The 24,194-nt window shown below is 61.0% G+C and carries 24 protein-coding genes; 11 read left to right on the top strand and 13 right to left on the bottom strand.

The features are described 5' to 3' along the window. Nucleotides 1–56: 56 nt before the first annotated feature. Nucleotides 57–1,364, bottom strand: a complete 1,308-nt coding sequence (locus tag ACEN93_RS17095) for a CitMHS family transporter (RefSeq protein ID WP_007954069.1) — start codon at nt 1,362–1,364, stop codon at nt 57–59. A 324-nt stretch (nt 1,365–1,688) separates the two neighbouring features. Here ACEN93_RS17095 and ACEN93_RS17090 point away from each other — a divergent pair, with 324 nt between their 5' ends. Further along, nucleotides 1,689–2,090 carry a GFA family protein gene (locus tag ACEN93_RS17090; protein ID WP_085667287.1) on the top strand — a complete coding sequence of 134 codons (402 nt, stop codon included), beginning with the start codon at nt 1,689–1,691 and terminating at the stop codon, nt 2,088–2,090. Here ACEN93_RS17090 and ACEN93_RS17085 read toward each other — a convergent pair whose 3' ends face one another. Further along, nucleotides 2,091–2,417, bottom strand: a complete 327-nt coding sequence (locus tag ACEN93_RS17085; RefSeq protein WP_039764906.1) for a DOPA 4,5-dioxygenase family protein — start codon at nt 2,415–2,417, stop codon at nt 2,091–2,093. It lies immediately after the preceding gene. Nucleotides 2,418–2,501: 84 nt separating this feature from the next. On the opposite strand from ACEN93_RS17085, the gene ACEN93_RS17080 reads away from it, so the two are divergent. Beyond that, nucleotides 2,502–3,161 carry an NAD(P)-dependent oxidoreductase gene (locus ACEN93_RS17080; protein WP_074689770.1) on the top strand — a complete coding sequence of 220 codons (660 nt, stop codon included), beginning with the start codon at nt 2,502–2,504 and terminating at the stop codon, nt 3,159–3,161. Nucleotides 3,162–3,165: 4 nt separating this feature from the next. Here the strand turns inward: ACEN93_RS17080 and ACEN93_RS17075 are convergent, their stop codons facing one another. Then, nucleotides 3,166–4,116: a choline sulfate utilization transcriptional regulator gene (locus tag ACEN93_RS17075; protein WP_134334191.1), complete on the bottom strand. Its 951-nt coding sequence runs from the start codon at nt 4,114–4,116 to the stop codon at nt 3,166–3,168. 114 nt (nt 4,117–4,230) lie between these two features. Between ACEN93_RS17075 and betC the strand changes: the two genes are divergently transcribed. The 3 genes from betC to ACEN93_RS17060 all read left to right on the top strand — a co-directional run bounded on the left by betC (nt 4,231) and on the right by ACEN93_RS17060 (nt 8,350). After that, nucleotides 4,231–5,745, top strand: a complete 1,515-nt coding sequence (betC, locus tag ACEN93_RS17070) for a choline-sulfatase (protein WP_495610300.1) — start codon at nt 4,231–4,233, stop codon at nt 5,743–5,745. A 16-nt stretch (nt 5,746–5,761) separates the two neighbouring features. After that, nucleotides 5,762–6,679: a choline ABC transporter substrate-binding protein gene (choX, locus tag ACEN93_RS17065; RefSeq protein WP_495610299.1), complete on the top strand. Its 918-nt coding sequence runs from the start codon at nt 5,762–5,764 to the stop codon at nt 6,677–6,679. A gap of 102 nt (nt 6,680–6,781) precedes the next feature. Beyond that, nucleotides 6,782–8,350 (top strand): SulP family inorganic anion transporter, encoded by a 1,569-nt coding sequence (locus ACEN93_RS17060; protein WP_163973779.1) that lies wholly within the window; start codon nt 6,782–6,784, stop codon nt 8,348–8,350. A gap of 7 nt (nt 8,351–8,357) precedes the next feature. Here ACEN93_RS17060 and aroE read toward each other — a convergent pair whose 3' ends face one another. Both aroE and hemF read right to left on the bottom strand, forming a co-directional pair. Continuing rightward, the gene (gene aroE, locus ACEN93_RS17055; RefSeq protein WP_039764917.1) at nt 8,358–9,179 is read right to left on the bottom strand and encodes a shikimate dehydrogenase; all 822 of its coding nucleotides are present in this window, start codon (nt 9,177–9,179) and stop codon (nt 8,358–8,360) included. Between the two features lie 9 nt (nt 9,180–9,188). Continuing rightward, nucleotides 9,189–10,103, bottom strand: a complete 915-nt coding sequence (gene hemF / locus ACEN93_RS17050) for an oxygen-dependent coproporphyrinogen oxidase (RefSeq protein WP_007954079.1) — start codon at nt 10,101–10,103, stop codon at nt 9,189–9,191. 147 nt (nt 10,104–10,250) lie between these two features. Here hemF and ACEN93_RS17045 point away from each other — a divergent pair, with 147 nt between their 5' ends. Next, nucleotides 10,251–11,228 carry an NADPH:quinone reductase gene (locus ACEN93_RS17045; RefSeq protein ID WP_074689774.1) on the top strand — a complete coding sequence of 326 codons (978 nt, stop codon included), beginning with the start codon at nt 10,251–10,253 and terminating at the stop codon, nt 11,226–11,228. 23 nt (nt 11,229–11,251) lie between these two features. Here ACEN93_RS17045 and ACEN93_RS17040 read toward each other — a convergent pair whose 3' ends face one another. The 8 genes from ACEN93_RS17040 to ACEN93_RS17005 all read right to left on the bottom strand — a co-directional run bounded on the left by ACEN93_RS17040 (nt 11,252) and on the right by ACEN93_RS17005 (nt 19,413). Further along, nucleotides 11,252–12,550 (bottom strand): phenylacetate--CoA ligase family protein, encoded by a 1,299-nt coding sequence (locus tag ACEN93_RS17040; protein ID WP_495610298.1) that lies wholly within the window; start codon nt 12,548–12,550, stop codon nt 11,252–11,254. Next, nucleotides 12,540–13,808 (bottom strand): aminotransferase class I/II-fold pyridoxal phosphate-dependent enzyme, encoded by a 1,269-nt coding sequence (locus ACEN93_RS17035; protein WP_074689776.1) that lies wholly within the window; start codon nt 13,806–13,808, stop codon nt 12,540–12,542. Before ACEN93_RS17035 ends, ACEN93_RS17040 begins: the two co-directional genes overlap by 11 nt. Continuing rightward, entirely contained in the window at nt 13,805–14,899 is a 1,095-nt protein-coding gene (locus ACEN93_RS17030) for a DUF3419 family protein (protein ID WP_074689777.1), read from the bottom strand. Before ACEN93_RS17030 ends, ACEN93_RS17035 begins: the two co-directional genes overlap by 4 nt. Nucleotides 14,900–14,941: 42 nt before the next feature. Continuing rightward, a complete protein-coding gene (locus tag ACEN93_RS17025; RefSeq protein WP_495610297.1) occupies nt 14,942–15,676 on the bottom strand; it encodes an iron-containing redox enzyme family protein in 735 nt (244 codons plus the stop codon). After that, nucleotides 15,654–16,325: a GNAT family N-acetyltransferase gene (locus ACEN93_RS17020; RefSeq protein WP_064592414.1), complete on the bottom strand. Its 672-nt coding sequence runs from the start codon at nt 16,323–16,325 to the stop codon at nt 15,654–15,656. The genes ACEN93_RS17025 and ACEN93_RS17020 overlap by 23 nt, the downstream gene beginning before the upstream one ends. 270 nt (nt 16,326–16,595) lie before the next feature. Next, nucleotides 16,596–17,153 carry an L-threonylcarbamoyladenylate synthase type 1 TsaC gene (tsaC, locus tag ACEN93_RS17015; RefSeq protein ID WP_011331748.1) on the bottom strand — a complete coding sequence of 186 codons (558 nt, stop codon included), beginning with the start codon at nt 17,151–17,153 and terminating at the stop codon, nt 16,596–16,598. A gap of 54 nt (nt 17,154–17,207) precedes the next feature. Continuing rightward, the gene (gene dprA, locus ACEN93_RS17010) at nt 17,208–18,308 is read right to left on the bottom strand and encodes a DNA-processing protein DprA (protein ID WP_495610296.1); all 1,101 of its coding nucleotides are present in this window, start codon (nt 18,306–18,308) and stop codon (nt 17,208–17,210) included. A 79-nt stretch (nt 18,309–18,387) separates the two neighbouring features. Continuing rightward, nucleotides 18,388–19,413 carry a LysM peptidoglycan-binding domain-containing protein gene (locus ACEN93_RS17005; protein WP_039764931.1) on the bottom strand — a complete coding sequence of 342 codons (1,026 nt, stop codon included), beginning with the start codon at nt 19,411–19,413 and terminating at the stop codon, nt 18,388–18,390. 169 nt (nt 19,414–19,582) lie between these two features. Here ACEN93_RS17005 and def point away from each other — a divergent pair, with 169 nt between their 5' ends. From def to ACEN93_RS16980, 5 genes are read left to right on the top strand one after another with little or no spacing between them, the layout of a single operon-like run. Beyond that, nucleotides 19,583–20,089: a peptide deformylase gene (def, locus tag ACEN93_RS17000; RefSeq protein WP_039764933.1), complete on the top strand. Its 507-nt coding sequence runs from the start codon at nt 19,583–19,585 to the stop codon at nt 20,087–20,089. Nucleotides 20,090–20,145: 56 nt separating this feature from the next. Beyond that, nucleotides 20,146–21,105 carry a methionyl-tRNA formyltransferase gene (fmt, locus tag ACEN93_RS16995; protein ID WP_074689778.1) on the top strand — a complete coding sequence of 320 codons (960 nt, stop codon included), beginning with the start codon at nt 20,146–20,148 and terminating at the stop codon, nt 21,103–21,105. Beyond that, on the top strand, nt 21,102–22,412 hold the full coding sequence (gene rsmB, locus ACEN93_RS16990) for a 16S rRNA (cytosine(967)-C(5))-methyltransferase RsmB (RefSeq protein ID WP_490841423.1): 1,311 nt from the start codon (nt 21,102–21,104) through the stop codon (nt 22,410–22,412). Before fmt ends, rsmB begins: the two co-directional genes overlap by 4 nt. A gap of 22 nt (nt 22,413–22,434) precedes the next feature. Continuing rightward, complete coding sequence (gene trkA / locus ACEN93_RS16985) at nt 22,435–23,811, top strand: Trk system potassium transporter TrkA (protein ID WP_495610295.1); 1,377 nt, start codon at nt 22,435–22,437, stop codon at nt 23,809–23,811. A 20-nt stretch (nt 23,812–23,831) separates the two neighbouring features. After that, nucleotides 23,832–24,146 carry a tetratricopeptide repeat protein gene (locus ACEN93_RS16980; protein WP_495610294.1) on the top strand — a complete coding sequence of 105 codons (315 nt, stop codon included), beginning with the start codon at nt 23,832–23,834 and terminating at the stop codon, nt 24,144–24,146. The last annotated feature ends 48 nt before the right edge of the window (nt 24,147–24,194 follow it).

The raw sequence follows: 24,194 nt of genomic DNA, 5'->3' as shown, positions 1-24,194 counted from the left end.
CGAGTGTTAAACCAGGACGCCAGCAATCAGCTGGCGTCCTGGTGAGTTTGGTGCCGTTACAACGTGCTGAACAGCGGGAAAGTCCCCAACAACAGGGCGGCGACCAGTATGCACAGGCAGACCAGCACTGCCCACTTCAGGGTGAAACGCTGGTGATCGCCGAACTCGATCCCCGCCAGTGCGACCAGCAGGTATGTCGACGGCACCAGTGGGCTCAGCAGGTGAACCGGCTGACCGACGATCGAGGCACGGGCCATTTCCACCGCGGTGATGCCGTAATGGCTGGCCGCTTCGGACAACACCGGCAACACACCGTAGTAGAACGCGTCGTTCGACATGAAGAACGTGAACGGCATGCTCACCAGCGCCGTGATCACCGCCAGGTACGGGCCGAGGAAATCAGGGATCACCGCCAGCAGGCTTTTCGACATCGCATCGACCATGCCGGTGCCCGACAGGATACCGGTGAAAATGCCCGCCGCGAAGATCAGACTGACCACCGACAGCACGCTGCCGGCGTGGGCGGCGACGCGATCCTTCTGCATTTGCAGGCAAGGGTAGTTGACGATCATGGCAATACTGAACGCCACCATGAACAGCACCGGCAGCGGCAACAGGCCGGCAATCAACGTGCACATCAGGGCCAGGGTCAGCAGGCCGTTGAACCAGATCAGTTTCGGACGGCGGGCATCCGGGAATTGCGAGACGCTGATTTCGCTGTGATCGATTTCGTCGCCGATCAGGTGCAGCTCACCCAGACGCGCACGCTCACGTTTGCCGTAGAAGTAGGCAATGATCAGGATCGCCACCACACCGGCCGCCATCGCCGGGATCATCGGTACGAAAATGTCCGACGGGTCCACGTGCAGCGCACTGGCGGCACGGGCGGTCGGGCCACCCCATGGGGTCATGTTCATCACGCCGCCGGCGAGGATGATCAGACCGGCCATGATCCGCGGGCTCATGCCGATGCGGCTGTACAGCGGCAGCATGGCGGCCACGCAGATCATGTAAGTGGTCGCGCCGTCACCATCGAGGGAAACGACGAGCGCCAGAACGGCGGTGCCGACCGAAACTTTCAGCGGGTCGCCCTTGACCAGTTTGAGGATCTTGCGCACGGCCGGGTCGAACAGGCCGGAGTCGATCATCAGGGCGAAATACAGAATCGCGAACATCAGCATCACGCCGGTCGGCGCAAGCTTGGTAATACCTTCGAGCATCATCGGGCCGATCTTCGGAGCAAAGCCACCGAACAGGGCGAACAGGATCGGGATGATGATCAGAGCGATCAGCGCAGACAGGCGCTTGGTCATGATCAGGAACATGAACGTGATGACCATGGCGAAGCCAAGGAAAGTCAGCATGGGAATACTCCAGGCGTAGCGCGGCTAGGTAAGTGAGCGGATCGGGTTGGATCAGCGCAGAACGGGAAGCACAAGGCGTACGGGCGGAGTCGGAGCGAGGAGGCGCGTTACAGAGGACATCAGAATCACCATTGTTGTTGTTAATTGGGCCTGTCGTGCGGGCAATCACACGCGTTGGCCAACCGGTCTGTTGCCGGCAGTGGGGGCGATCCTAATCGGGGAACCTTTCAGCTACCTTTCGCGCAAGAAAGCTTTGGGCGAACGGCCAACCGGCCGTCGGATGCGGGCTAGAGTCAATGAACACGGGAAGCGGAGGGCAGGGCGATGACTGAGTTGCACAGCGGTGGCTGCCATTGCGGACATATCCGCTATCAGTTCAGCGGAGCGTTGCACGACATCGCCCACTGTCATTGTTCGGTCTGTCGAAAGGTCAGCGGCGGCATCGTCACCACCTGGATCACGCTGCCGGCAGCGAACTTCCAGTGGCTGGCCGGGACGCCTTCGCGCTATGACTCGTCGACCAGTTGCGCCCGGTTCTTCTGTCCGAACTGCGGCGCACAACTGGCGCTGGTAACGTTGCTCAGCCCCGAGAGCATCGATCTGACGGTCGCCACACTGGATCATCCGGAGCAGGCCGCCGCAGAGCGGCATATCTGGACCGACAGCCAGTTGCCATGGCTGCACCTGGACGAGCATTTACCTGGCGAACCCGAAGAAACCATCTGATTAAAAAACAGACAGATCCAGCGGCCGCATCGCCCCCATCCAGATTGCATGGTCGGTGTGGTCGAGCAAGTCATCGCCGGTGTCCGGGTGCAGGAACACCACCAATCCCTTGCGATTGAGCGCCAGCCACGGCAGCACATCGCCGATCAGCTCCGGGCCGAAGGCCAGCTGGCAGCTCCAGTCCGGGTGCGGGCCGACCGGGCGCTCATGCACGCGGCCCATCTTCAATGGAAATAATTGCGCGGCCTGCTCACACAGCGCCCGCGCCTGTTCGATCGTGCTGGCGTCGTAATAAACGTGGGCGTGATAACCCTTGATCGTCTGCATCGCAAACCCTCTGAATCGGTTCGAACCCTCGGCGCTGCCCGTATGTCACACGCCATACAAGGGAAAACAAAAGGGACCTCAGCCATGAAAAATGCCGAAACCCCGGCGGTGAAAGTGGTGCTCTATGGTGCCATGAGTAGCCTGGGCAGTGCGTTGATGGCTGAACTGCTGCGTCGCCAGCACGAAGTCATTGCCATCCTCGACGATCTGACGGCGCTCGCCCCACGGCCGGGGCTGCGCACCAAAAGCGGCGATCTGCTCGATGCCGAGCGGGTCAATCAGAGCGTGGCCGGCAGCACGGCAGTGATCTGCCTGCTGAATGCGCCGGGCTTGCCACTGAGCAGTGATCATGTCGAGAAATCCGTGGTGCTGGGGCCGGTGGAACAGGTGCTGGCGGTGGATGCACTGATCGATGGGCTACAGGCGGCAAACGTCTCGCGGCTGTTTGTCATCGGCGAATTCGAAGCACTGGACGATCCGGAAAACGCCGACCCGCTGCAACGCCACGCCGCTCTGGAAGTGCGCGAAGCCCTGCAAAGCAGCCCGCTGCACTGGACGCTGGTGAATGCACCGCGCAGCGTCGCCGGGCTGACGATCGAGCATTTCAATCAGGTCGGCCGCACGCTCGAACCGGGTCTGGCCGAACCGCTGGAGCGCCTGAACCGGGTAGCGGTGGGCATTGCCGATGAGCTGCGGCTGAATTTGCATCTGCGTCAGCACGTGGATTTTGTTGCCGCCTCTTGATCCGTTACACAGCAATCGAAGGCAACGGCAGCCCGGCCAGGGATTCGGCGCTGCTGGCTTGTTCGGCCATCAGCCAATCCACGAACGTCTGGATCAACGCGCCCCGGCGTTTGCGCTGCGGCAGCACCACGTAATAACCGAGACGCGACAGGGTGGTTTCGGCGATCGGCCGGCACAATAGACCTTGAGTGAGCAAGTTATCCACAAGGTGCCGCCAGCCGATGGCCACACCCTGACCGCCAATCGCCGCTTGAATCAGCAGGGTGTAATTGTCGAAGCGCAATTGGCCCGGCGCTGGCGGCGCGCTGATGTTCAGCGCGCGAAACAGACCGCTCCAGTCGAACCAGTTGCTGCTGTTTTCCCCGCGCAGGTGCAGCAATGGAAACTCCATCAATGCCTGGGCGGGCATGGGCAGGGGACGATCCTTGAGCAATTGCGGGCTGCACACCGGGAATACTTCTTCGCTGAACAACCAGTGACTTTCGCCCTGTTTGAAGCGACCGTCGCCGAACAGCACCGCAACGTCGATATCCGGGCGCAGCATGTTGTGATTGCGCTCGCTGGTGACCAGGCTCACGTCCACCTGTGGATAAGCTTCATGGAAGCGGTGCAGACGCGGCATCAGCCAATACGCGGCGAAGGCGAAGTCGGTGGCGACTTGCAGTACTTCGTGCTGCTGTTGTGAGCTGATCGCGCTTAATCCCGCGTCGATATTCTGCAAACCAAGGGTAACTTGCTCGAACAGGATCGAGCCGACCTCGGTCAGTTCGATGCCCCGGTAGATACGATCGAACAGCCGTGTGCCGAGTTGCTCTTCCAGCCGTTTGATCTGCTGGCTGATTGCCGGTTGCGTCGTGCCGAGCTCCACCGCCGCAGCGGTAAAACTGCGATGACGGGCCGCCGCCTCGAAAGCGCGCAGCAGGTCGAGCGACAAATCACCGAGAGCTTCATACATAAGCTGTGCTTATCCTAGTCATTGTCCGGCGCGGGCTTTACCGGATATTGCGTGGAATCCATGCTCGATCGCAGCAATGTCGCATAAATATTCACTATGGAATGCCGCGATCACATGAAGCGCAAGAACATTCTTTTCATCATGGCCGATCAAATGGCCGCGCCAATGTTGCCGTTCTACGGCCCGTCGCCGATCAAACTGCCGAATCTCAGCCGCCTCGCCGAACAAGGCGTGGTGTTCGATGCCGCGTATTGCAACAGCCCGCTGTGCGCACCGTCGCGTTTCACCTTGGTCAGCGGCCAGTTGCCGAGCAAGATCGGCGCCTACGACAACGCCGCCGATTTCCCCGCCGACATTCCCACCTACGCCCATTACCTGCGCCGCCTCGGCTATCGCACCGCGCTGTCGGGCAAGATGCATTTCTGCGGCCCCGATCAACTGCACGGTTACGAAGAGCGCCTGACCAGCGACATCTATCCGGCCGACTACGGCTGGGCGGTGAACTGGGACGAGCCTGATGTGCGGCCGAGCTGGTATCACAACATGTCGTCGGTGTTGCAGGCCGGCCCGTGCGTACGCACCAACCAGCTCGACTTCGACGAAGAGGTGGTGTTCAAGGCTCAGCAATACCTGTTCGACCACATCCGCGAGGATGGCGATCAGCCGTTTTGCCTGACCGTGTCGATGACTCACCCTCACGATCCGTACACGATTCCCAAGGCGTTCTGGGATTTGTACGAAGATGCGGACATACCGCTTCCCACGACGCCGGATCAGCATTCACTCGATCCGCATTCCCAGCGTTTGCTCAAGGTCTACGACCTGTGGGACAAGCCGCTGCCTGTGGATAAAATCCGCGACGCCCGTCGGGCGTACTTCGGTGCATGCAGCTATATCGACGCCAACGTCGGCAAACTTCTGCAAACCCTCGAGGACTGTGGGCTGGCGGACGACACCGTCGTTGTGTTCTCCGGTGACCATGGGGACATGCTCGGCGAACGCGGCCTCTGGTACAAAATGCACTGGTTCGAGATGGCCGCGCGGGTGCCCCTGTTGATAAGTGCACCTGGCCAGTTCCAATCAGGCCGTGTCAGCGGCGCAGTGTCCACCGCCGATCTGTTGCCGACCTTCGTCGAACTGGCCGGCGGCAGCCTGGAGCCTGACCTGCCGCTGGACGGCCGTTCGCTGGTTCCGCACCTGCAAGGGCAGGGCGGTCACGACGAGGTATTCGGCGAATACATGGCCGAAGGCACTGTCAGCCCGCTGATGATGATCCGCCGTGGCGCCTTCAAATTTATCTACAGCGAAACCGACCCTTGCCTACTCTTCGATGTGGATAACGATCCGCGCGAGCAGGAAGAACTCAGCCAATCACCGCAACATCGCCAGCTTTTCGACGATTTTCTTGCTGAAGCACGGGCCAAGTGGGACATCCCGGCGATCCACCGCGAAGTCCTCGAAAGCCAGCGTCGCCGGCGCTTCGTCGCCGAGGCGCTGACCCTCGGCAAGCTGAAGAGCTGGGACCACCAGCCGCTGGTGGACGCCAGTCAGCAGTACATGCGCAACCACATCGACCTCGATGACCTGGAGCGCAAGGCCCGTTATCCACAACCCTGCCAAAACCAATAACGTTAAGGGGAAGTCCATGGTCAAGTTATCCACAGTCCTGACGGTCAGCCTGCTGGCACTGGGCAGCGCATCGGTGTTTGCCGAGAGCTGCGACACGGTGAAAATGGCCGACCCCGGCTGGAGCGACATCGCCGCGACCAATGCCATCACCGGGTTTCTGCTGGATGGCATGGGCTACAAGGCCAAGGTCGACACGCTCGCGGTGCCGATCACCTTCGGCGGCTTGAAGGATGGCCAGGTCGACGTGTTCCTCGGCAACTGGATGCCGGCGCAGCAGGGTTTCTACGACAAGTTCGTCGCCACCGGTGACGTCACCCAATTGGCGAAGAACCTCGACGGCACCGAATTCACCCTGGCCGTGCCGGATTACGTGTGGGACGCGGGTGTGCATAACTTCGCCGACTTGAATAAGTACGCCGATAAATTCGAGAAGAAGATTTACGGCATCGGCTCGGGCGCGCCAGCGAACATCTCGCTGCAAGAGATCATCAAGAAAAACGACTTCGACCTGGGCCAGTGGAAGCTGATCGAGTCCAGCGAACAGGCGATGCTGGCCGAAGTCTCGCGGGCGGTGAAGAAACAGAAATTCGTCACCTTCCTCGGCTGGACCCCGCACCCGATGAACGTGCAGCTGAAAATGCACTACCTCAAGGGCGGCGAGAAGTACTTTGGCGACACCGGTAGCGTCTACACCCTGACCCGCAAGGGCTATGCCGAGGCTTGTCCGAATGTGGGTAAATTGCTGACCAATCTTTCGTTCACTCAGGAGATGGAGAACAGCATCATGGCCGAGGTGGTGAACAAGAAGGTCAGCAATGCGGAGGCGGCGAAGGCGTGGATCAAGGCGAATCCGGGGGTGTTGGACAAGTGGCTTGATGGTGTGAAGACCGTGGACGGCAAAGATGCGTTGGCGGCAGTTAAAGCCAAACTGTAACTGCGCGGGCCGATCGTTCCCACGCTCTGCGTGGGAATGCCGCAATGGACGCTCCGCGTCCCGGGCTGCGTACAATGCGCAAAATTTCATCCGAGAGGATCCATGGCCCTCCCCAGCCGCCGCTCACTTTTCCCCTTCCTGACCTGGCTGCCCCGGCAGACCCGCGCCAGCGTCGGGCGGGACCTGGTCGTCGGCCTCAGCGGGGCGATTCTCGCGTTGCCCCAGTCGATTGCCTACGCCCTGATCGCCGGTCTCCCACCGGAATACGGGCTCTACGCCGCCATCGTTCCGGTGTTGATTGCTTGTCTGTGGGGCTCGTCGTGGCATCTGATCTGTGGGCCGACGGCAGCGATTTCGATTGTGCTGTTCGCCAGTGTCAGTCCGCTGGCTGTGCCTGCGTCTCAGGACTACATCACCCTGATCCTGCTACTGACCTTCCTCGCCGGGATTTTCCAGTGGTTGCTCGGCCTGTTGCGCTTCGGCGCGCTGGTAAATTTTGTCTCGCATTCCGTGGTGCTGGGTTTCACCCTCGGCGCTGCGGTGGTGATTGCCATCGGTCAATTGCCGAACCTGCTGGGACTGGATCTGCCGGCCAAGGCCACGGCGCTGGCCAGCCTGATGGATCTGCTGCGCCATCTCGGGGCTGTGGATAAACCATCGCTGCTCCTTGGTGTGGCAACGGTGGTGGTCGGTGCGTTGCTCAAACAATGGCTACCTCGCTGGCCGACGCTGTTGATGACCTTGGTCCTCGGCAGTCTGGTGGTGTGGCTGTGGCCGGCGATGTTCGGCCATGTTCAATTGGTCAGTGCATTTGTCGGGCGCTTGCCGCCGTTCAGTGGATTGCCGCTGGATATGGATCTGATCCTGCGCCTGCTGCCCAGTGCCGTGGCGGTGGGCATGCTCGGGCTGGTCACCAGCCTGTCGATTGCCCGTTCGATTTCCGCACGCTCGCAACAGCTGCTCGACGCCAACCAGGAAGTGCGCGCGCAGGGTCTTTCGAATATTGTCGGGGCGTTCTTTTCGGGATCGTTGTCCGCTGGCTCGTTCACCCGTTCCGGGCTGAGCTATGAGGCCGGGGCGTGTTCGCCACTGGCCGGGGTGTTTTCGGCGTTGTGGGTGGCACTGTTCGCGATTTTCGGTGCGGGGCTGATCGCGCATATTCCGATTCCGGCCATGGCCGGCAGCATTCTGCTGATCGCCTGGGGACTGGTGGATCATCGCGGCATTCGTGCGCTGCTGCGGGTCAGCCGGGCGGAATTCGTGGTGATGGGCCTGACCTGCATTGCCACGTTGCTGCTGGAATTGCAGACGGCAATCTATGCCGGTGTGCTCGCCTCGCTGTTTTTCTACCTCAAGCGTACTTCGCAGCCGAGGGTGCAGCACTGGCGTGATGGCGAAGATGATGTACTGCGGGTCGGCGGCTCGATCTTTTTCGGCGCCAGCCACTATCTGCAAGTGCGCCTGCAACGGATGCACGGCGCGCGGGTGGTGATCGAGGCGCAGCAGATCAACTTCATCGACTATTCCGGCGTGGAAATGCTCCATCAGGAAGCCCGGCGCCTGTTGCGCCAGGATCGCAGCCTGACCTTGCGTCAGGCGCGACCGCAGGTGGTGGAGGAGTTGCGCAAACTCGAAGGGCCGGAGAAATGCCCGATCCGCTTCGAGGACTGAGGGCGCCTTACAGCGCCAACTGCCGACGCAATTCCGCCAGAACCGGCGCAGTGTCGGGACGCACACCGCGCCACAGGAAGAACGCCTCGGCAGCCTGTTCGGCCAGCATGCCCAAACCGTCCATCACCACACCCGCGCCGTGCTCGCTGGCCCAGCGGCAGAACGCGGTCGGTTCCTTGCCGTACATCATGTCGTAGCACAAGGTCTTGCCGGGCTCGATCAGGCTTGGCGCAATCGGCGGCACGTCGCCGGTGAGGCTGGCGGAGGTGGCGTTGATGATCACGTCCACCGGCTCGCGCAACCAGTCGTAACCACTGGCCGACACCGGCCCCAGATCACAGAACAGTTCGGCCAGCAGCTCGGCCTTGTCCACCGTGCGATTGGCGATGATCACCGAGGCCGGTTTTTCCGCCAGCAACGGCTCCAGCGCACCACGCACCGCGCCACCGGCGCCGAGCAGCAGAATGCGTTTGCCGGCGAGGCTGAACCCGGCGTTGACCGTCAGATCGCGCACCAGCCCGGCGCCGTCGGTGTTATCGCCGAGCAGGCTGCCGTCGTCGAGCTTGCTCAAAGTATTCACCGCACCCGCGCGTTTGGCGCGGGCAGTCAGGCTGTCGGCCAGGCGATAGGCGTCTTCCTTGAACGGCACGGTCACGTTGGCGCCGCGACCTTCCTGGAAAAACGCCGTGGCGCAGCCGGAAAAGTCCTCGAGCGGCGCCAGCAGGGTGCTGTAGTCGAGACGCTGCCCGGTCTGTTCGGCGAACAGTTTGTGAATCATCGGCGACTTGCTGTGACCAACCGGGTTACCGAAAACAACGTAACGATCCATCACAAGTCCTCAGGCCTGAGCCAGCCAGTCGCGGTCTTGCAGGAAGTACTCGGTCAGGCGCGCTTCTTCGCTGCCCGGCTCGGCTTTCCAGTCGTAGGCCCAGCGCACTTGCGGTGGCAGCGACATCAGGATCGACTCGGTGCGCCCGCCCGATTGCAGGCCGAACAGGGTGCCACGGTCGTAAACCAGGTTGAATTCGACGTAGCGGCCACGGCGGAATTCCTGGAACTCGCGCTGTTTGGCGGTGAAGGCGTCGTTCTTGCGCCGTTGCACGATTGGCAGGTAAGCGTCGATGTACGCATCGCCGATGGCGCGCATGAAGGCGAAACTGGTGTCGAAGTCCCACTCGTTCAGGTCATCGAAGAACAACCCGCCGATACCGCGCGGTTCGTGGCGATGCTTGATGTGGAAGTAGGTGTCGCACCAGGCCTTGTAGCGCGGGTAGACGTCCGGGCCGAACGGCGCGCAGGCCTGCTCGGCGACGCGGTGCCAGTGGATGCAGTCTTCTTCGTTGCCGTAGTACGGGGTCAGGTCGAAGCCACCGCCGAACCACCAGACCGGCTCTTCACCTTCCTTCTCGGCGATGAAAAAGCGCACGTTGGCGTGGGACGTCGGTACATGCGGGTTGTGCGGGTGAATCACCAGCGACACGCCAAGGGCTTCGAAACCACGCCCGGCCAGCTCCGGCCGATGGGCACTGGCAGACGGTGGCAGGCCACTGCCGAAGACGTGGGAAAAGTTGACGCCGCCCTTTTCGATCACCGTGCCGTTCTCGATCACCCGGGTCCGACCGCCACCGCCGGCCGGACGGGTCCAGGCGTCTTCGACGAAGCGCGTGCCGCCGTCTTCGGTCTCCAGCGCGGCGCAGATGCGGTCTTGCAGGTCGAGCAGATAGGCCTTTACGGCGTCGGTGCGGGTCGTCATGGCTTCACCTTGGATCGGGCGGAACTGCGCGGCGCCCCGCGCAAATGGGCGCGTAGCATACCATCGCAAACCGGCACGCCGCAGTTGACGAAGATCAAGCATGAGCGTTCGATAGGGACCTTCCCAAATGACCCAAGGAGTAGGCAGATGGCCAAGCGAATCCAGTTCCGCGCCCACGGCGGCCCCGAAGTGCTCGAGTACGTTGACTATCAACCGGCCGAACCCGGTCCGCAGCAGGTTCGCGTGAGCAACAAGGCCATCGGCCTGAACTTCATCGACACCTACTACCGCAGCGGTCTTTACGCGCCACCGGCGTTGCCTTCGGGCGTGGGTGCGGAAGGCGCCGGCATTGTCGAGGCCGTGGGCAGCGAGGTCACCCGGTTCAAGGTCGGTGACCGTGTGGCGTACGGCAGCGGCCCGTTGGGCGCGTACAGCGACGTCCACGTTCTGCCGGAAGCGAATCTGGTGCACCTGCCCGACGCCATCAGCTTCGAAACCGCCGCCGGCGTGATGCTCAAGGGCCTGACCGTGCAATACCTGCTGCGCCAGACCTACGAACTCAAGGGTGGCGAAACCATTTTGTTCCACGCAGCGGCCGGCGGTGTCGGCTTGCTCGCCTGCCAATGGGCCAAGGCCCTGGGCGTGAAGCTGATCGGCACCGTCAGCTCGAAAGCCAAAGCCGATCTGGCCAAGGCCCACGGCGCCTGGGAAACCATCGACTACAGCCACGAAAATGTCGCCCAACGGGTGCTGGAATTGACCGACGGGATAAAAGTCCCGGTGGTCTACGACGGCGTCGGCAAGGACACCTGGCCGGCTTCGCTGGACAGTGTGGCGCCCCGTGGCCTGCTGGTGAGCTTCGGCAATGCGTCGGGCGCGGTGGACGGAGTGAACCTGGGAATTCTGGCGGCAAAAGGTTCGCTCTACGTCACCCGGCCAACTCTGGCGACCTACGCCAATAACGCCGAAAACCTGCAGCGCATGGCCGACGAGCTGTTCGGGATGATCACCAGCGGCAAGCTGAAAGTGGATATCAGCCAGCGTTATCCATTGGCTGACGCGGCGAAAGCGCAGACCGAGCTGTCGGCGCGGCGCACCACGGGCTCCACTGTCCTGCTGCCCTGACCACCGATGACCTCGGCTCATCTTCATGACTGTACCGGGGTCTTTTCCGTCGTCACGAAAAACGGCGTCTTGCCGGCCAGGGTAGTTTCGAATTCCTGACGGGCAAGACGCTTCACCTCCAGCCCCAGCACACCGGGCAGCCTGAGCAATGCACTGGCCTGTCCTTCGATTTGCAACGCATCTTCAATGACGCTCTGTGCGTTGGCTGTCAGTACGTCCTCGGCTATGACCAGACGCATGCGTGCCCCCTCGGGCTGTCGATCAATCTGCACCTGGACATCGGTGTTCTGCAGCTGCGGCAAAAGCTGTCGGAGTACGTGCAACACCTGTGACTGAGTGATGATCGCGCCCCCCAGTTTGATCGATGTTTCCACCCGCCCCTCAAGCGCCAGTACCGGCATGGAACTGCCACAGTCGCACTTCGTCACTGTGCGCAGGATTCGCCCACGATCGCCGATCCGGTAACGCAACAACGGCACATGATCAGGCAGCAGCGGTGTCAGTAAGAACTCACCGGTTTCTTCTTCAGCCACAGCTTGAAGGGTCAACGGATCAACCACTTCGAGCAGCATGGCATCGGCATGCAGGTGATAAAAGCCATGCTCCAGATGGGCGCACTGAAAACCGATGGGGCCGGTCTCCGTCGAGCTGTAGCCCAACGAGCGAATGTTGAGCATCGGCCAGTCCCGGGCCAACTGGTCGCGCAGCTTTTTACTGCAGGGTTCTCCAATGTAGTAAAGCCACTTCAGACTGCACAATTGCACAGCGCCGACTGTTTCATGATTGAACAACGCAGCGGCGAAGGAGGGAGTGCATATCAACGCATCAACCTTGTGTGCCTCAATCAGCTCGGCAACGCGCTGCACGCCCATCTGTGAACCGGCAGGCAGCAGGCGTGCGCCAATGTGCTCGACGATGGCTGCCGCGTATTGAAAGGCACCCTGCATTTCCCCGGCTGTCAGGCAGTTGACGACCACCTCAGGGCGTTCGTCCGTCGCACCGAACATCCGTGCCCCCAAGGGCACGATTGCAGCGTTGAACGCCCAGGAATGGGTGATCTGTTTGCGATTGCCGGTGCTGCCTCCCGAGGTCAGGGTCAGCCCGCCGCCCTGTGCTCGATGGGAAGCTTCGCCGAGGGTGGAAAACAATACGCCGCCGGACTCATCTTCCACCGCCAGAACCGGCAATCGATGCAGATCGGCCAATCCCCGCACTTCCAGGATTCGCGGATACAGCGCACGAAACCACGGCAGTGAACGCGCGTGAGCCAATTTATGCACAAGCGCCTCGGTCCAAACGTCGGTGACCGGTTCATTGCTCATTGCCGCGCCCTCCCTGACGAATGCCCAACTCATCAAATCCGCTACGGACGGCGTTCGCCAGAGACTCCAGATGGAGCTGACTGTGGCTCGCGCTGATGGCCAGACGCAAAATGGCCTCGCCCTTGGCCACCACCGGAAACACCGCGGTGGTGACCGCCATGCCCTGCCGGCGCAAATGCTGCGCCAGGCTTATCGCATCTCTCTCGGCCCCGACACGGATAAAACGAATGGGAGACGCGACGTGATGATTGCCCAGCACCGGCCCCAGCAACCTGTCGACCGTGGCGATGTTTCGCCACAACGCCGCCTGCAACTGCTCCAGTTCCGGGGACAAATGGATTTTGCCGGAAGCGACTGCCGCACCTACCCCGCCAACGGACAATGGCCCGCCAAACGTGTAAGTCGACGCATGGCGCCGAATCATCTCGGCATCGGCTTCGGTGCGCACAGTGATTGCCCCACCGGTTGCACCGAACGCCTTGGACAGCGACGACAGGAGGATCAGCCGGCCGCGCTGGCGTTCATCCGCCGCGTCCAGAGCGTAACCACCTCCGGCCAAGCCATGGATCGAGGTACCGTGGGCGTCATCCGCATAGAGATAACCGTCGAAACGCTCCGCCAGTTGCAGCAGCCGATTGATAGGGTACACACCGCGCATTGAGCCAATGCTGTCGGTCAGGATGATCGGGGTATTACCCGCCGCGACTGCCGTTGAACACGCTTCTTCGACCTGCTCTACGTCGCTGCAATCGCGGCGCTGTATTGGCCCGAATTGCCAGAGAATGCCTTGCAGCACCTGCATCGAAGCGTGAGCGGCACGGTCGACGATCCAGCACGGGCCACGACGCATGGGATACGAGGGCATCTCGCCGGAGCCGAGCAGCGGCAGACAGCCAAGGTGCGCACTGCCCACCGAGTTGAAGGTAACTGTGTGTCCCTGAAATATCCGGTTCAGCAGTTCATCCAGCTCACGCATGGGCGGCAACAGCGCCCGAGTTCGTGCGGCGGCGAACTGCACACCGAAAGACTCCGCAGCGCTCATGGCTCCTCGAATCAAACGAGGATCACATTCCAGGCCCAGATAAGAGCAGGAAAGAAACTCGGTCAGCCGTTCGCCGTTGTCGAGTTCGATCTCCTTGCCTTCACGCTTATCCAGCTTCAGGCCGTTCAGCCCTGCATCGAACAGCTGTTGCTGATCGTCACGCGCTTGCCGGACACGGTTTTTGATCCAATTGACGGTCGGTTGAAAGGTGTTCATCGGGATACCTGCAAAGAGGGAGAGCGGCGATAGACCTGGACATGCCAGAGCTGGGTTCTTTCTCGTGCAATGTCTGCCTGGTACTGGTGGGTGATATCGCAGAAGCCAGGGCAATCGGGTCGCACCACATGCAAATGCCCCCGCATGACCACCTGTGCGTTTTCCGACAGCGCCGGGGCCAGGCGCTGCAAAACGTTCTTGCCGGCCGCTTCGGGCATGAAAGAAGGCACGTCCGACAGCGATACGAAATCGATGTCGGCTTCCCCGGCAGCACAGTCAAGGATGTCAGCCTGCATCACACGTAACTCGCACTGCCGAAGTCCCTCACGGGCCCGCTGGAAGATCTGCGGATCGCACTCCAGCGGAAAGCCTTGTGGATAACGCAGCTCACCGAAAAACAGCATTTGCAGGAAAAAGCTCTCGCGGACCACTTGAGTGGTGAACAACGTATGGAAAATTCCCAGATACGCCGCGCGGGAACTGATCCCGAGGTTGTTGGGTGGAAACGCGCCCTTGTACAACAACGAATTGAGGACCGCCGCGTTTCCCAGCAAAGCGATCACGGCTTTCCAGCGCCTGAGCGGAAAGCGGGCTCGGTAATATTCCGTTTGTTCGTCAAGCTGGCTGAACTGAAAAATGCCCCGGCCGGCCTTGCCGGTAAACAGTCCGGTGATCTTCGCCAACCGCTTCAGGGTTTGCTCGAATGCGCCCATGTAGATCGGCGCTTCCCAACGTCGGGACTGGAAGAAAGCGGACAACCAGCGACGATCCGCCGGCGGTAAAACCAGTTGCTGGAAAAGAGAGCGGCGCCGCGCCCGCATACTTTCCATTCGATAGCCCATGAACGCCATGAACGACTCGTGATCGGTCTGTTCCAGCAGGGCAAACCGCAATCGGGTAAACGCCAGTTGCGGCGCGCTGATATCGGTACAGGTCATGCGTGTCGGGGAGGCGGCCAATAACGGCAACAGCCGGCCGCCGCATCCGGCGATACCCAGCACGTGCCCGGCACGTCTGGGCAGGATCGCGTACTCAAGCGCGGTGTCCTCATCCCCGAGCGTGTAGTTGAGCCGGTCGAAATAATCAGCCATGTCTGCCTCCAGCCATCTGATCTGAACATCGGCGGGCGGCCTTCATTGGTTGGCCAGGGCGTGGAGGAAGTCATAACCGGGCGCCAGCCCGTTTTGCCAGGCCTCGAACTGCTCATAGACCGCCTCAAGCATGTTGCCGGTCAGGCGCAGGCTGGTTTCCATCACGGTGGCAATCGCATCCCAGTCTTCCTGACGCTTGCAGGTGCGCTGCAGCATGAGTTTGATTTCGTTGAAGTGCTCGATATCAATGTCGGAATGTGCAATGAAGAATGTAAGTTGAGCGGGTTTTAGCGACAGTGTTTCACTCAGACTATCTATGAGCGGAGTAATGAACTGGTAGGCATTTTCTGCCCAATAACTATAACCAAGTCGTTGTAGCGGATTACCGGTAAAGGAAATCCAGTATAAGTACGCGATCAATACATCTGTAGCCGGAAGTGCAGGCGGAATATCAAACACTTCATTCTTCAAACCAAGACTCATGACATCGTGTAGTGCCATCTTTTCATGGCCGACTTCCTGTGCCGCATGTTCAAAACAGAACTTTGCATACACAGGATTATCCGCATGTCGGACACCGACCAATCCTTGATTTCGCGCATTGTGCGCCGTGTAGTGAAAAGTCTGAATCATATAGATCGCGTACAAGGCTTTGGAAACGCTGCCCTCACGGATGGCTTTCACCAGCCGCGAACTTTCCAGAATATCGGTCCATGACTTTTCGATTCGCTCATCGAGCAGGCTTAATTGTTGTTCAAAACTGAGAGGCGTATTCATCAATGGGGGTCTCCAATGGGTTGGCGAGCAGGTGGGCAGACTGTTGAAGTGCCGTGAGGATTTGCTGCCATTGAGCCGAGAGCAGCCAGTAATCGCCGCGTTGGCGCTGTTCGATGCGAAGGGCGTCGGTGGTGATGGGCGTCAGGCCGAAGCGCTGGAACAGTCGCCGCTGCGGTGATCGGCAGAGTGCGGTAACGCCCTCATAACCCCGCGTGACCGCCCATTCCGTGGCAGCGGCCAGCAGGCCGTTGATCGACATGGGGAACTGAGTTTGCGAGTGACTGATCAAGCGACTGAACTCGACATGGCGCGACAGCGTCGTGGCGGGAGACAGTTGCTGCTGCGCCAGTGAGGCCCATTCGAACGGCGCAGGGGTCACTCTCAATACGGCCGTGGGCCTGTCGTGCTGATACAACAGAAAGTGGGTACTGCGCGAAATAATCGCCAGGCGTGTTTCAAGTGACCTGGCTCTGGGTGTCAACATGTAGTGTTGCAATCGCAGCCGGAAATGGCGAGAAACAAACCGTTCAAACTCTCGTGTGTCTGATCCTGCTTCAAGAATAACGATGCGATAGTTTTCATGACGCCTTTTAAAGGTCGTCTGAATCTCCTGCAGATAATCCGTTAATTGCGAATCCCTGATATCCATTTCTTCTCCGCAGCCGTTAACTTTTCGAAGTTTTCTGAGCGCATTGAAATAATGAATGGTTTTAGAAAAATCGCCACTGTGTGGCTTCTGAGAATAACGTCGGAAAAATTACAACAATTGAATACTTAAAGATTCATCTGACGTAGAAAGGAAAATTTAAAACCAAAACCCGAGTTATTACTTCAGATACATGAAGGAAAAATCGCAGGCACGCGTAGTACTCCTCGCCATGAAAGCCGAGGAGCACTCAAAAATTAACCAAGGGTGGTATCAGGCCGGACGCACGATATTGCCGGTGGCCAGATCCCGAATCAGACTCGGATTCTTGCGACCGCCAAGCGCTCCGCCAAGCACCAGATCGACCTGACCACGGAAATACTGCTCGACCCGCAAGCGCGTGCGCGCTGCCGGCCGCCCCTGCGGATTGGCCGACGTCGAAATCAACGGCCCTACCAGCGAGCACAGATCCCGCACCTGCGGATGATCGCTGACCCGCAGCGCCACGGTGTCATGCACCCCGGTCACCCACTCTGGCAACAGGTTCTGGTGCGGCACCAGCCAGGTGTTCGGGCCCGGCCAGGTGCTGGCCATGCGGTCGATCCAGTCCTGCGGGAAATCCTCGAACAGAAAATCGAACTGACGAATGTTGTCGGCGACGAGGATCAAGCCCTTGTCCACCGAACGGTTCTTGATCGCCAGCAGGCGATCCACCGCTTCTTCATTCCAAGGATCGCACCCCAGCCCCCAGACGGCTTCGGTTGGATAGGCAATCACCGCCCCGGCGCGAATCTCTCGTGCGGCTTGTTGCACACGCCAACTGTTGACCATGAAAAACTCTCCGCAAACAGGTTTCGCGCAGTTTACCGATCTTCAATGTAAAACCTAGCTCACGCGCGCAAACCAGCGGCCGTTTTCGCACACCGCGCGGCCATCCATCTCCAGTTCGGTGAGTGCCGCCAGCACTTTGGGGAGCGCCCAGCCACTGCTGTCGGCCAGCCCCTCGCTGGTGTGCGGCGCCGCGTGCAGCAAGCTCAACAACGGGTTCTCCGGATTGGCTGCGGCTGTGGATACCGGCAGATGCTGCCAGCCGCGCAGGGCTTCGAGAATATGCTCGATGGTTTCCACCAGCACGGCTCCGTCGCGTATCAGTTGATGACAGCCCCGAGCGCCGGGGTGATGGATCGAACCCGGAATGGCGTACACCTCACGCCCCTGTTCCGCCGCCAGCCGTGCGGTGATCAAGGAACCGCTGGCGACACTGGCCTCGACCACCAGCACGCCGAGGGACAAGCCGCTGATGATGCGGTTGCGTCTCGGGAAGTTGCTCGCCGTCGGCCCGGTGTCCAGAGGAAATTCCGAAAGCACCGCACTGCCGGACGCAATCATCGCGTCCGCCAGCCGACGGTTGCGCTGTGGATAAAAGTTTTCCAGGCCGGTACCGAGCACGCCGACCGTTTGCCCGCCGACGTCGACAGCGGCTTGATGCGCCGCCGCATCGATGCCCAGCGCCAGGCCACTGGTGATGACGAATCCGGCCCCCGCGAGACTGCGGGAAAACGCAGCGGCAGTGTCCATGCCCGGACGGGAAGCGCGGCGACTGCCGACCATCGCCAGCTGCGGTTTTTCCAGAATCCGTGGGTTGCCAGCGACGAACAGCAAGGGCGGCGGGTCGGGAATCTGCGACAGCAAGGCCGGGTAATCCGGGTGATCCCACATCAACAAATGTTGATCCGGACGCTCTAGCCAGCGCAATGCGTGGCTGGCGCCGTCGCGAACTTCAGAACAGCGTCGGGCCTCGGCGCAAGCCGCCGGCAAACCCAGCGAGCGCCAGGCGCTGGCCGGCGCGCCGATCGCCTTCGAGGCGCAGCCGAAGGCTTCGAGCAGTTTGGCAAAACGTTTGGGACCGACTTCCGGCAAGCGGTGCAGGCGCAGGCGCGCTTCCAGTTCTGCCGGCGAAACCGACGGGGAGACAGGCATCATCATGGATCATCCTTGATCGTTATAAGGCCCGAACCTTTCGGAACAAGCTGTGGATAACTCTGTTGGTAACTTGTGAAGCCAGCTAAGGATTTCGCACCTTGTCCAGCACCGCCAGCGAGCGCGATGCGTTCAGCACGAGGCCGTAACTGAGTTTGTCGTAGGTGCGGAACACCATCAGCAATCCGGCACGTTCATCCGGGATTTTCAGCGGCTGGCCGGTGATCCGGTCGCGCACGGTTTCCCCGGTTTTCATCACCACCAGCACGTTGCCTTCGGCCAGACCGTCGCGTTTGCCTTTGTTCAGGGTCACCACGTCCATCGCGCCGATCTGCGTGACGCCGCGCGGCACATCGATGATCAGGCCGTTGATGTCGGTGGAGGGCGCGCTGGGCATGAAGGTCGAGTTGATCGAACGCTCTTCGCCGCTGAACAAGCGGTCGCCGAGGCGCACTTCCTGGGTCGTGCGTTGCAGGGCGAGGGTGGCGACGTCGCCTTCGGTGGCGACGATCTCACCACCGCCGATGTCGTCGGCGTTGATCCCCAGAAACTCCTTGCTCTGCGGATCGGTGTAGACCTTGCCCTGGCGGAAGATGCCGTAGACCGGCTGGTTCGGATCGAAATGGCCACGGGCGAAGATCCGGTCACCGGTGCCGCTGAGCACCCGTTCGGCATCGCCGGCGACGATGTACGGCGCCTTGTCGAAGTCCTCGACGTTGTCGACGATGCGGTTGCTCAGCAGAAAGCTGTTGATCGATTTGAGCGGAATGCTCGGAATCGCATCGGCCACCGGACTGGTGCGGATGCGCGGCGACAGCTTGATGGTGCCGCGTGACTCGCCGCGATTGACGGTCAGGCGCGGCTGGCCGTTGACGTAACTGAGCGTCAGCGTGTCGCCCGGATAGATCAGGTTGGGGTTTTCGATCTGCGGATTGGCCCGCCACAACTGCGGCCACTGCCAGGGTTCGCGCAAATATTTACCGGAGATGTCCCAGAGCGTATCCCCCGAAACCACCGTGTATTGCTGTGGAAAACCTTCCTTGAGTTGCACTTGCCCGTACGCGGTACCGGCCGAGGCCAGAAACAGCAGGGCGAGTAGTGATTTCCTCATGCGGTGAATCCCTTTATTATGTGCGTTCGCGTGAAACGCCAGAGCCCCCGTGGCTCGCTCCCTGCTCTATGCTGAAAATCAAGGAGCTACGTTTCACAACGGTAGCCTGCATCTTCGGACCCGCCAGGCCATCGCCCGACTTTACCTCACACGTGCAGCAATCAAGCTTATGGCCATTTTGAACATCCTCGAATTTCCGGACCCGCGTCTGCGCACTATCGCCAAACCTGTGGCTGTAGTGGACGACGAAGTGCGTCAGCTGGTCGATGACATGTTTGAAACAATGTATGAAGCGCCGGGCATCGGCCTTGCCGCGACCCAGGTCAACGTGCACAAACGTATCGTCGTGATGGACCTTTCCGAAGACCGCACCGAACCGCGGGTGTTCATCAACCCCGAGTTCGAACCGCTGACCGACGAAATGGAGCAGTACCAGGAAGGCTGCCTCTCGGTGCCGGGCTTCTACGAAAACGTCGACCGCCCGCAGAAGGTCAAAATCAAGGCTCTGGACCGCGACGGCAAGCCTTACGAACTGATCGCTGAAGGCCTGCTCGCCGTGTGCATCCAGCACGAATGCGACCACCTCAACGGCAAGTTGTTCGTCGATTACCTGTCCACGCTCAAACGCGACCGGATCAAGAAGAAACTGGAAAAGCAGCACCGCCAGAACGCTTGATGCCCCTCTCCAAAGGCTTGCTGCGGCAAGCCTTTTTCTTTTTATGAGACTCCCCCATGACTGAGCCACTGCGCATCGTTTTTGCCGGCACCCCGGAATTCGCCGCCGAACACCTCAAGGCCCTGCTGGACAGCCCTTACGAGATCGTTGCGGTCTACACCCAACCGGATCGCCCGGCCGGTCGTGGGCAAAAACTGATGCCGAGCCCGGTCAAACAGCTCGCCCTGGAAAACAATATTCAGGTGTTGCAGCCGCCGACCCTGCGCAACGCTGACGCTCAAGCCGAGCTCGCTGCGCTCAAGCCGGATTTGATGGTGGTGGTTGCCTACGGCCTGATCCTGCCGCAAGCGGTGCTGGATATTCCGCGCCTGGGCTGCATCAACAGCCACGCCTCGCTGCTGCCACGCTGGCGCGGTGCGGCGCCGATCCAGCGCGCCGTGGAAGCGGGCGATGCCGAAAGCGGCGTGACCGTGATGCGCATGGAAGCCGGCCTCGATACCGGGCCGATGCTGCTTAAAGTCGTGACCCCGATCAGCGCCGAAGACACCGGCGGCAGCCTCCATGATCGCCTTGCCGAAATGGGCCCGCCCGCCGTGGTGCAGGCGATTGCCGGTCTGGCCGCTGGCACCCTGGAAGGCGAAGTGCAGAACGACGAGCTCGCCACCTACGCGCACAAACTGAACAAGGACGAAGCACGCCTCGACTGGAGCCGTCCGGCCGTCGAGCTGGAACGTCTGGTTCGCGCCTTCAATCCATGGCCGATCACCCACAGCACGCTCAACGGCGAAGCGCTGAAAGTGCTGGCGGCGACACTGGCCGAAGGCAAAGGCGCACCGGGCACCATTCTCGGCGCCAGCAAGGACGGCCTGCTCGTCGCCTGTGGCGAACAGGCTCTGTGCCTGACCCGTCTGCAATTGCCCGGCGGCAAGGCGCTGAACTTCAGCGATCTGTTCAACAGCCGTCGTGAGAAATTCGCCACCGGCACCGTGCTGGGTGCAGCGGTGGACGCACAATGAACCCACGTCTGGCCGCCGCCAAGGCACTCGCCGCTGTCCTCAGCGGCAAGGCTTCGCTCAACAGCTCCCTGCCGACGCAACTGGACAAGGTCGAGGATCGCGATCGCGGCTTCACTCAGGATCTGGCGTTCGGCACCGCCCGTTGGCAGCCACGCTTGTCGGCGCTGGCAGAAAAACTGCTGCAGAAGCCGTTCAAGGCAGCGGACGCCGATGTCGAGGCGCTGCTGCTGGTCGGTCTCTATCAACTGCTCTACACCCGCGTCCCGCCGCACGCCGCCATCGGCGAAACCGTCGGTTGCGCCGACAAGCTGAAAAAGCCTTGGGCGAAAGGTCTGCTCAACGCCGTACTGCGCAATGCCCAGCGCGAACATGAGGCGATCTTCGCCGAACTGGAACGCGATCCGGTGGTGCGCACCGCCCACCCGCGCTGGCTGCAAAAATCCCTGAAGGCCTTCTGGCCTGAGCAATGGGAAGCGATCTGCGAAGCCAACAACGCGCATCCGCCGATGATCCTGCGGGTCAACCGTCGTCATCACAGCCGCGATGCCTACCTGGGTCTGCTGACTGAGGCGGGTATCGCCGCACAGCCGTGCACCTTCAGCCGCGACGGCATCATCCTCGACAATGCCGCCGACGTACGCAGCCTGCCGGGCTTCGCCGAAGGCTGGATCAGCGTGCAGGACGAAGCCGCGCAACTGGCCGCCGACCTGCTTGACCTCGCGCCGGGCCAGCGAGTGCTGGACGCCTGCTGCGCGCCGGGCGGCAAGACGTGCCACATACTCGAAGCCGAACCGGCACTGGCCGGCGTGGTGGCGGTGGATCTGGAAGCCAAGCGTCTTGTGCGGGTGAAGGAAAACCTCGAACGCCTCGGTCTGAACGCCGAACTGATCGCCGCCGACGGTCGCGACACGGCAGCGTGGTGGGACGGCAAACCGTTCCAGCGCATCCTGCTCGACGCGCCATGCTCGGCCACCGGCGTGATCCGCCGTCATCCGGACATCAAGCTGACCCGTCAGGCCGACGACATCGCCGCCCTCGCGCAACTGCAAGGCGAGTTGCTCGACGCGATGTGGAAAACCCTCGAAGTGGGCGGCATTCTGCTCTACGCCACCTGCTCGACCTTGCCGACCGAGAACACCGAAGTGATCGCCGCGTTCCTTGAGCGCACGCCGGGCGCGCGGGAGCTGGATCTGGCCACCGCCGCCGGGATCAAGCAGCCCCATGGTCGCCAATTGCTGGCCCAGCAGGGCGGGCATGACGGGTTCTACTACGCCAAGCTGATCAAGATCGCTGCCGCGCGCGGCTAAACGGATTCAATGGAGTGACTGGATGAAAATCATCATCCTCGGTGCGGGACAGGTCGGCGGTTCGCTGGCTGAACATCTGGCCAGCGAGGCCAATGACATCACGGTGGTCGACACTGACGGCGACCGTCTGCGCGATCTTGGCGATCGCCTCGACATCCGCACCGTGCAGGGCCGAGGCTCGCTGCCGAACATTCTGCGTCAGGCCGGTGCCGACGACGCCGACATGCTGGTCGCGGTGACCAACAGCGACGAAACCAACATGGTTGCCTGCCAGGTCGCTCACACCCTGTTCCACACCCCGACCAAGATTGCCCGGGTGCGCGAAGCGTCTTATCTGACCCGCGAGGAGCAGCTGTTCCAGAACGAGGCGATTCCGGTCGACGTGCTGATCAGTCCCGAGCAGGTCGTCACCAACTACATCAAGCGTCTGATCCAGCATCCCGGCGCCTTGCAGGTGATCGATTTCGCCGAAGGCCAGGCACAACTGGTCGCGGTGCGCGCCTACTACGGCGGGCCGCTGGTGGGCCAGCAGCTGCGCCAGTTGCGCGAACACATGCCGAATGTGGAAACACGGGTGGCCGCGATTTTCCGCCGCGATCGACCGATTCTTCCCCAGGGCGATACGGTGATCGAGGCCGACGACGAAGTCTTCTTCATCGCTGCACGTGAGAACATTCGCGCAGTCATGAGCGAAATGCGTCGCCTCGACGAAACCTACAAGCGCATCGTCATCGCCGGTGGCGGGCAGATCGGCGAGCGGCTGGCCGAGGCCATCGAAAGCCGCTATCAGGTGAAGATCATCGAGATGAATCCGGCGCGCTGTCGTTATCTCTCCGACACCCTCGACAGCACCGTGGTGTTGCAGGGCAGCGCGTCGGATCGCGACCTGCTGCTGGAAGAGAACATCGCCGACGCCGACATCTTCCTCGCCCTGACCAACGATGATGAAGCCAACATCATGTCGTCGCTGCTGGCCAAGCGTCTGGGCGCGAAGAAGGTGATGACGATCATCAACAACCCGGCCTACGTCGACCTGATCCAGGGCGGTGACATCGACATCGCCATCAGCCCGCAACTGGCGACTATCGGCACCTTGCTGGCCCACGTGCGGCGCGGCGATATCGTCAGCGTGCACTCGTTGCGGCGCGGCGCGGCGGAAGCCATCGAAGCGGTGGCCCATGGCGATTCGAAGTCGAGCAAGGTCATCGGCAAGGCCATCGAAAACATCGCGCTGCCACCGGGCACCACCATCGGCGCGATCATCCGCGATGAAGAAGTGATTATCGCCCATGGCGACACGGTGATTGCCGCCGGCGACCATGTGATTCTGTTCCTTGTGGATAAAAAGCATATTCGCGATGTGGAGAAGCTGTTCCACGTGGGCCTGAGTTTCTTCTGACCGACCAAGAGGCGAGACCGATGATCGAATCCCTGGAAAAAATGCTCGCCAAGGGTGTGGATAACTCGCTGCTGCGCTTCGGCTTGGGCAAGGGTTATCTGGATCTGGGAGAGAACGCGAAGGCGGCCGAGCATTTCCAGCATTGCGTAGGCTTTGATCCGAAGTATTCGGCGGCGTGGAAGCTGCTGGGCAAGGCGCAACTGGCGCTGGGTGATCTGGCGGCTGCTCGCCAGGCGTGGAAGCAGGGGCTGGAAGCGGCCCGGGCCCATGGCGACAAGCAGGCCGAAAAGGAAATGACGGTGTTTCTGAAGAAGCTCGAACGGCAGAAGCCGTAACGGCTGTGGATAACCCGCTTTGTCAGGTTATCCACAATTGCACATCGC

It is taken from the genome of Pseudomonas sp. Pseusp21, from assembly GCF_059492145.1.
The sequence above is the reverse complement of the archived record's forward strand: the minus strand, read 5'-3'. Positions and strand labels throughout refer to the sequence as shown.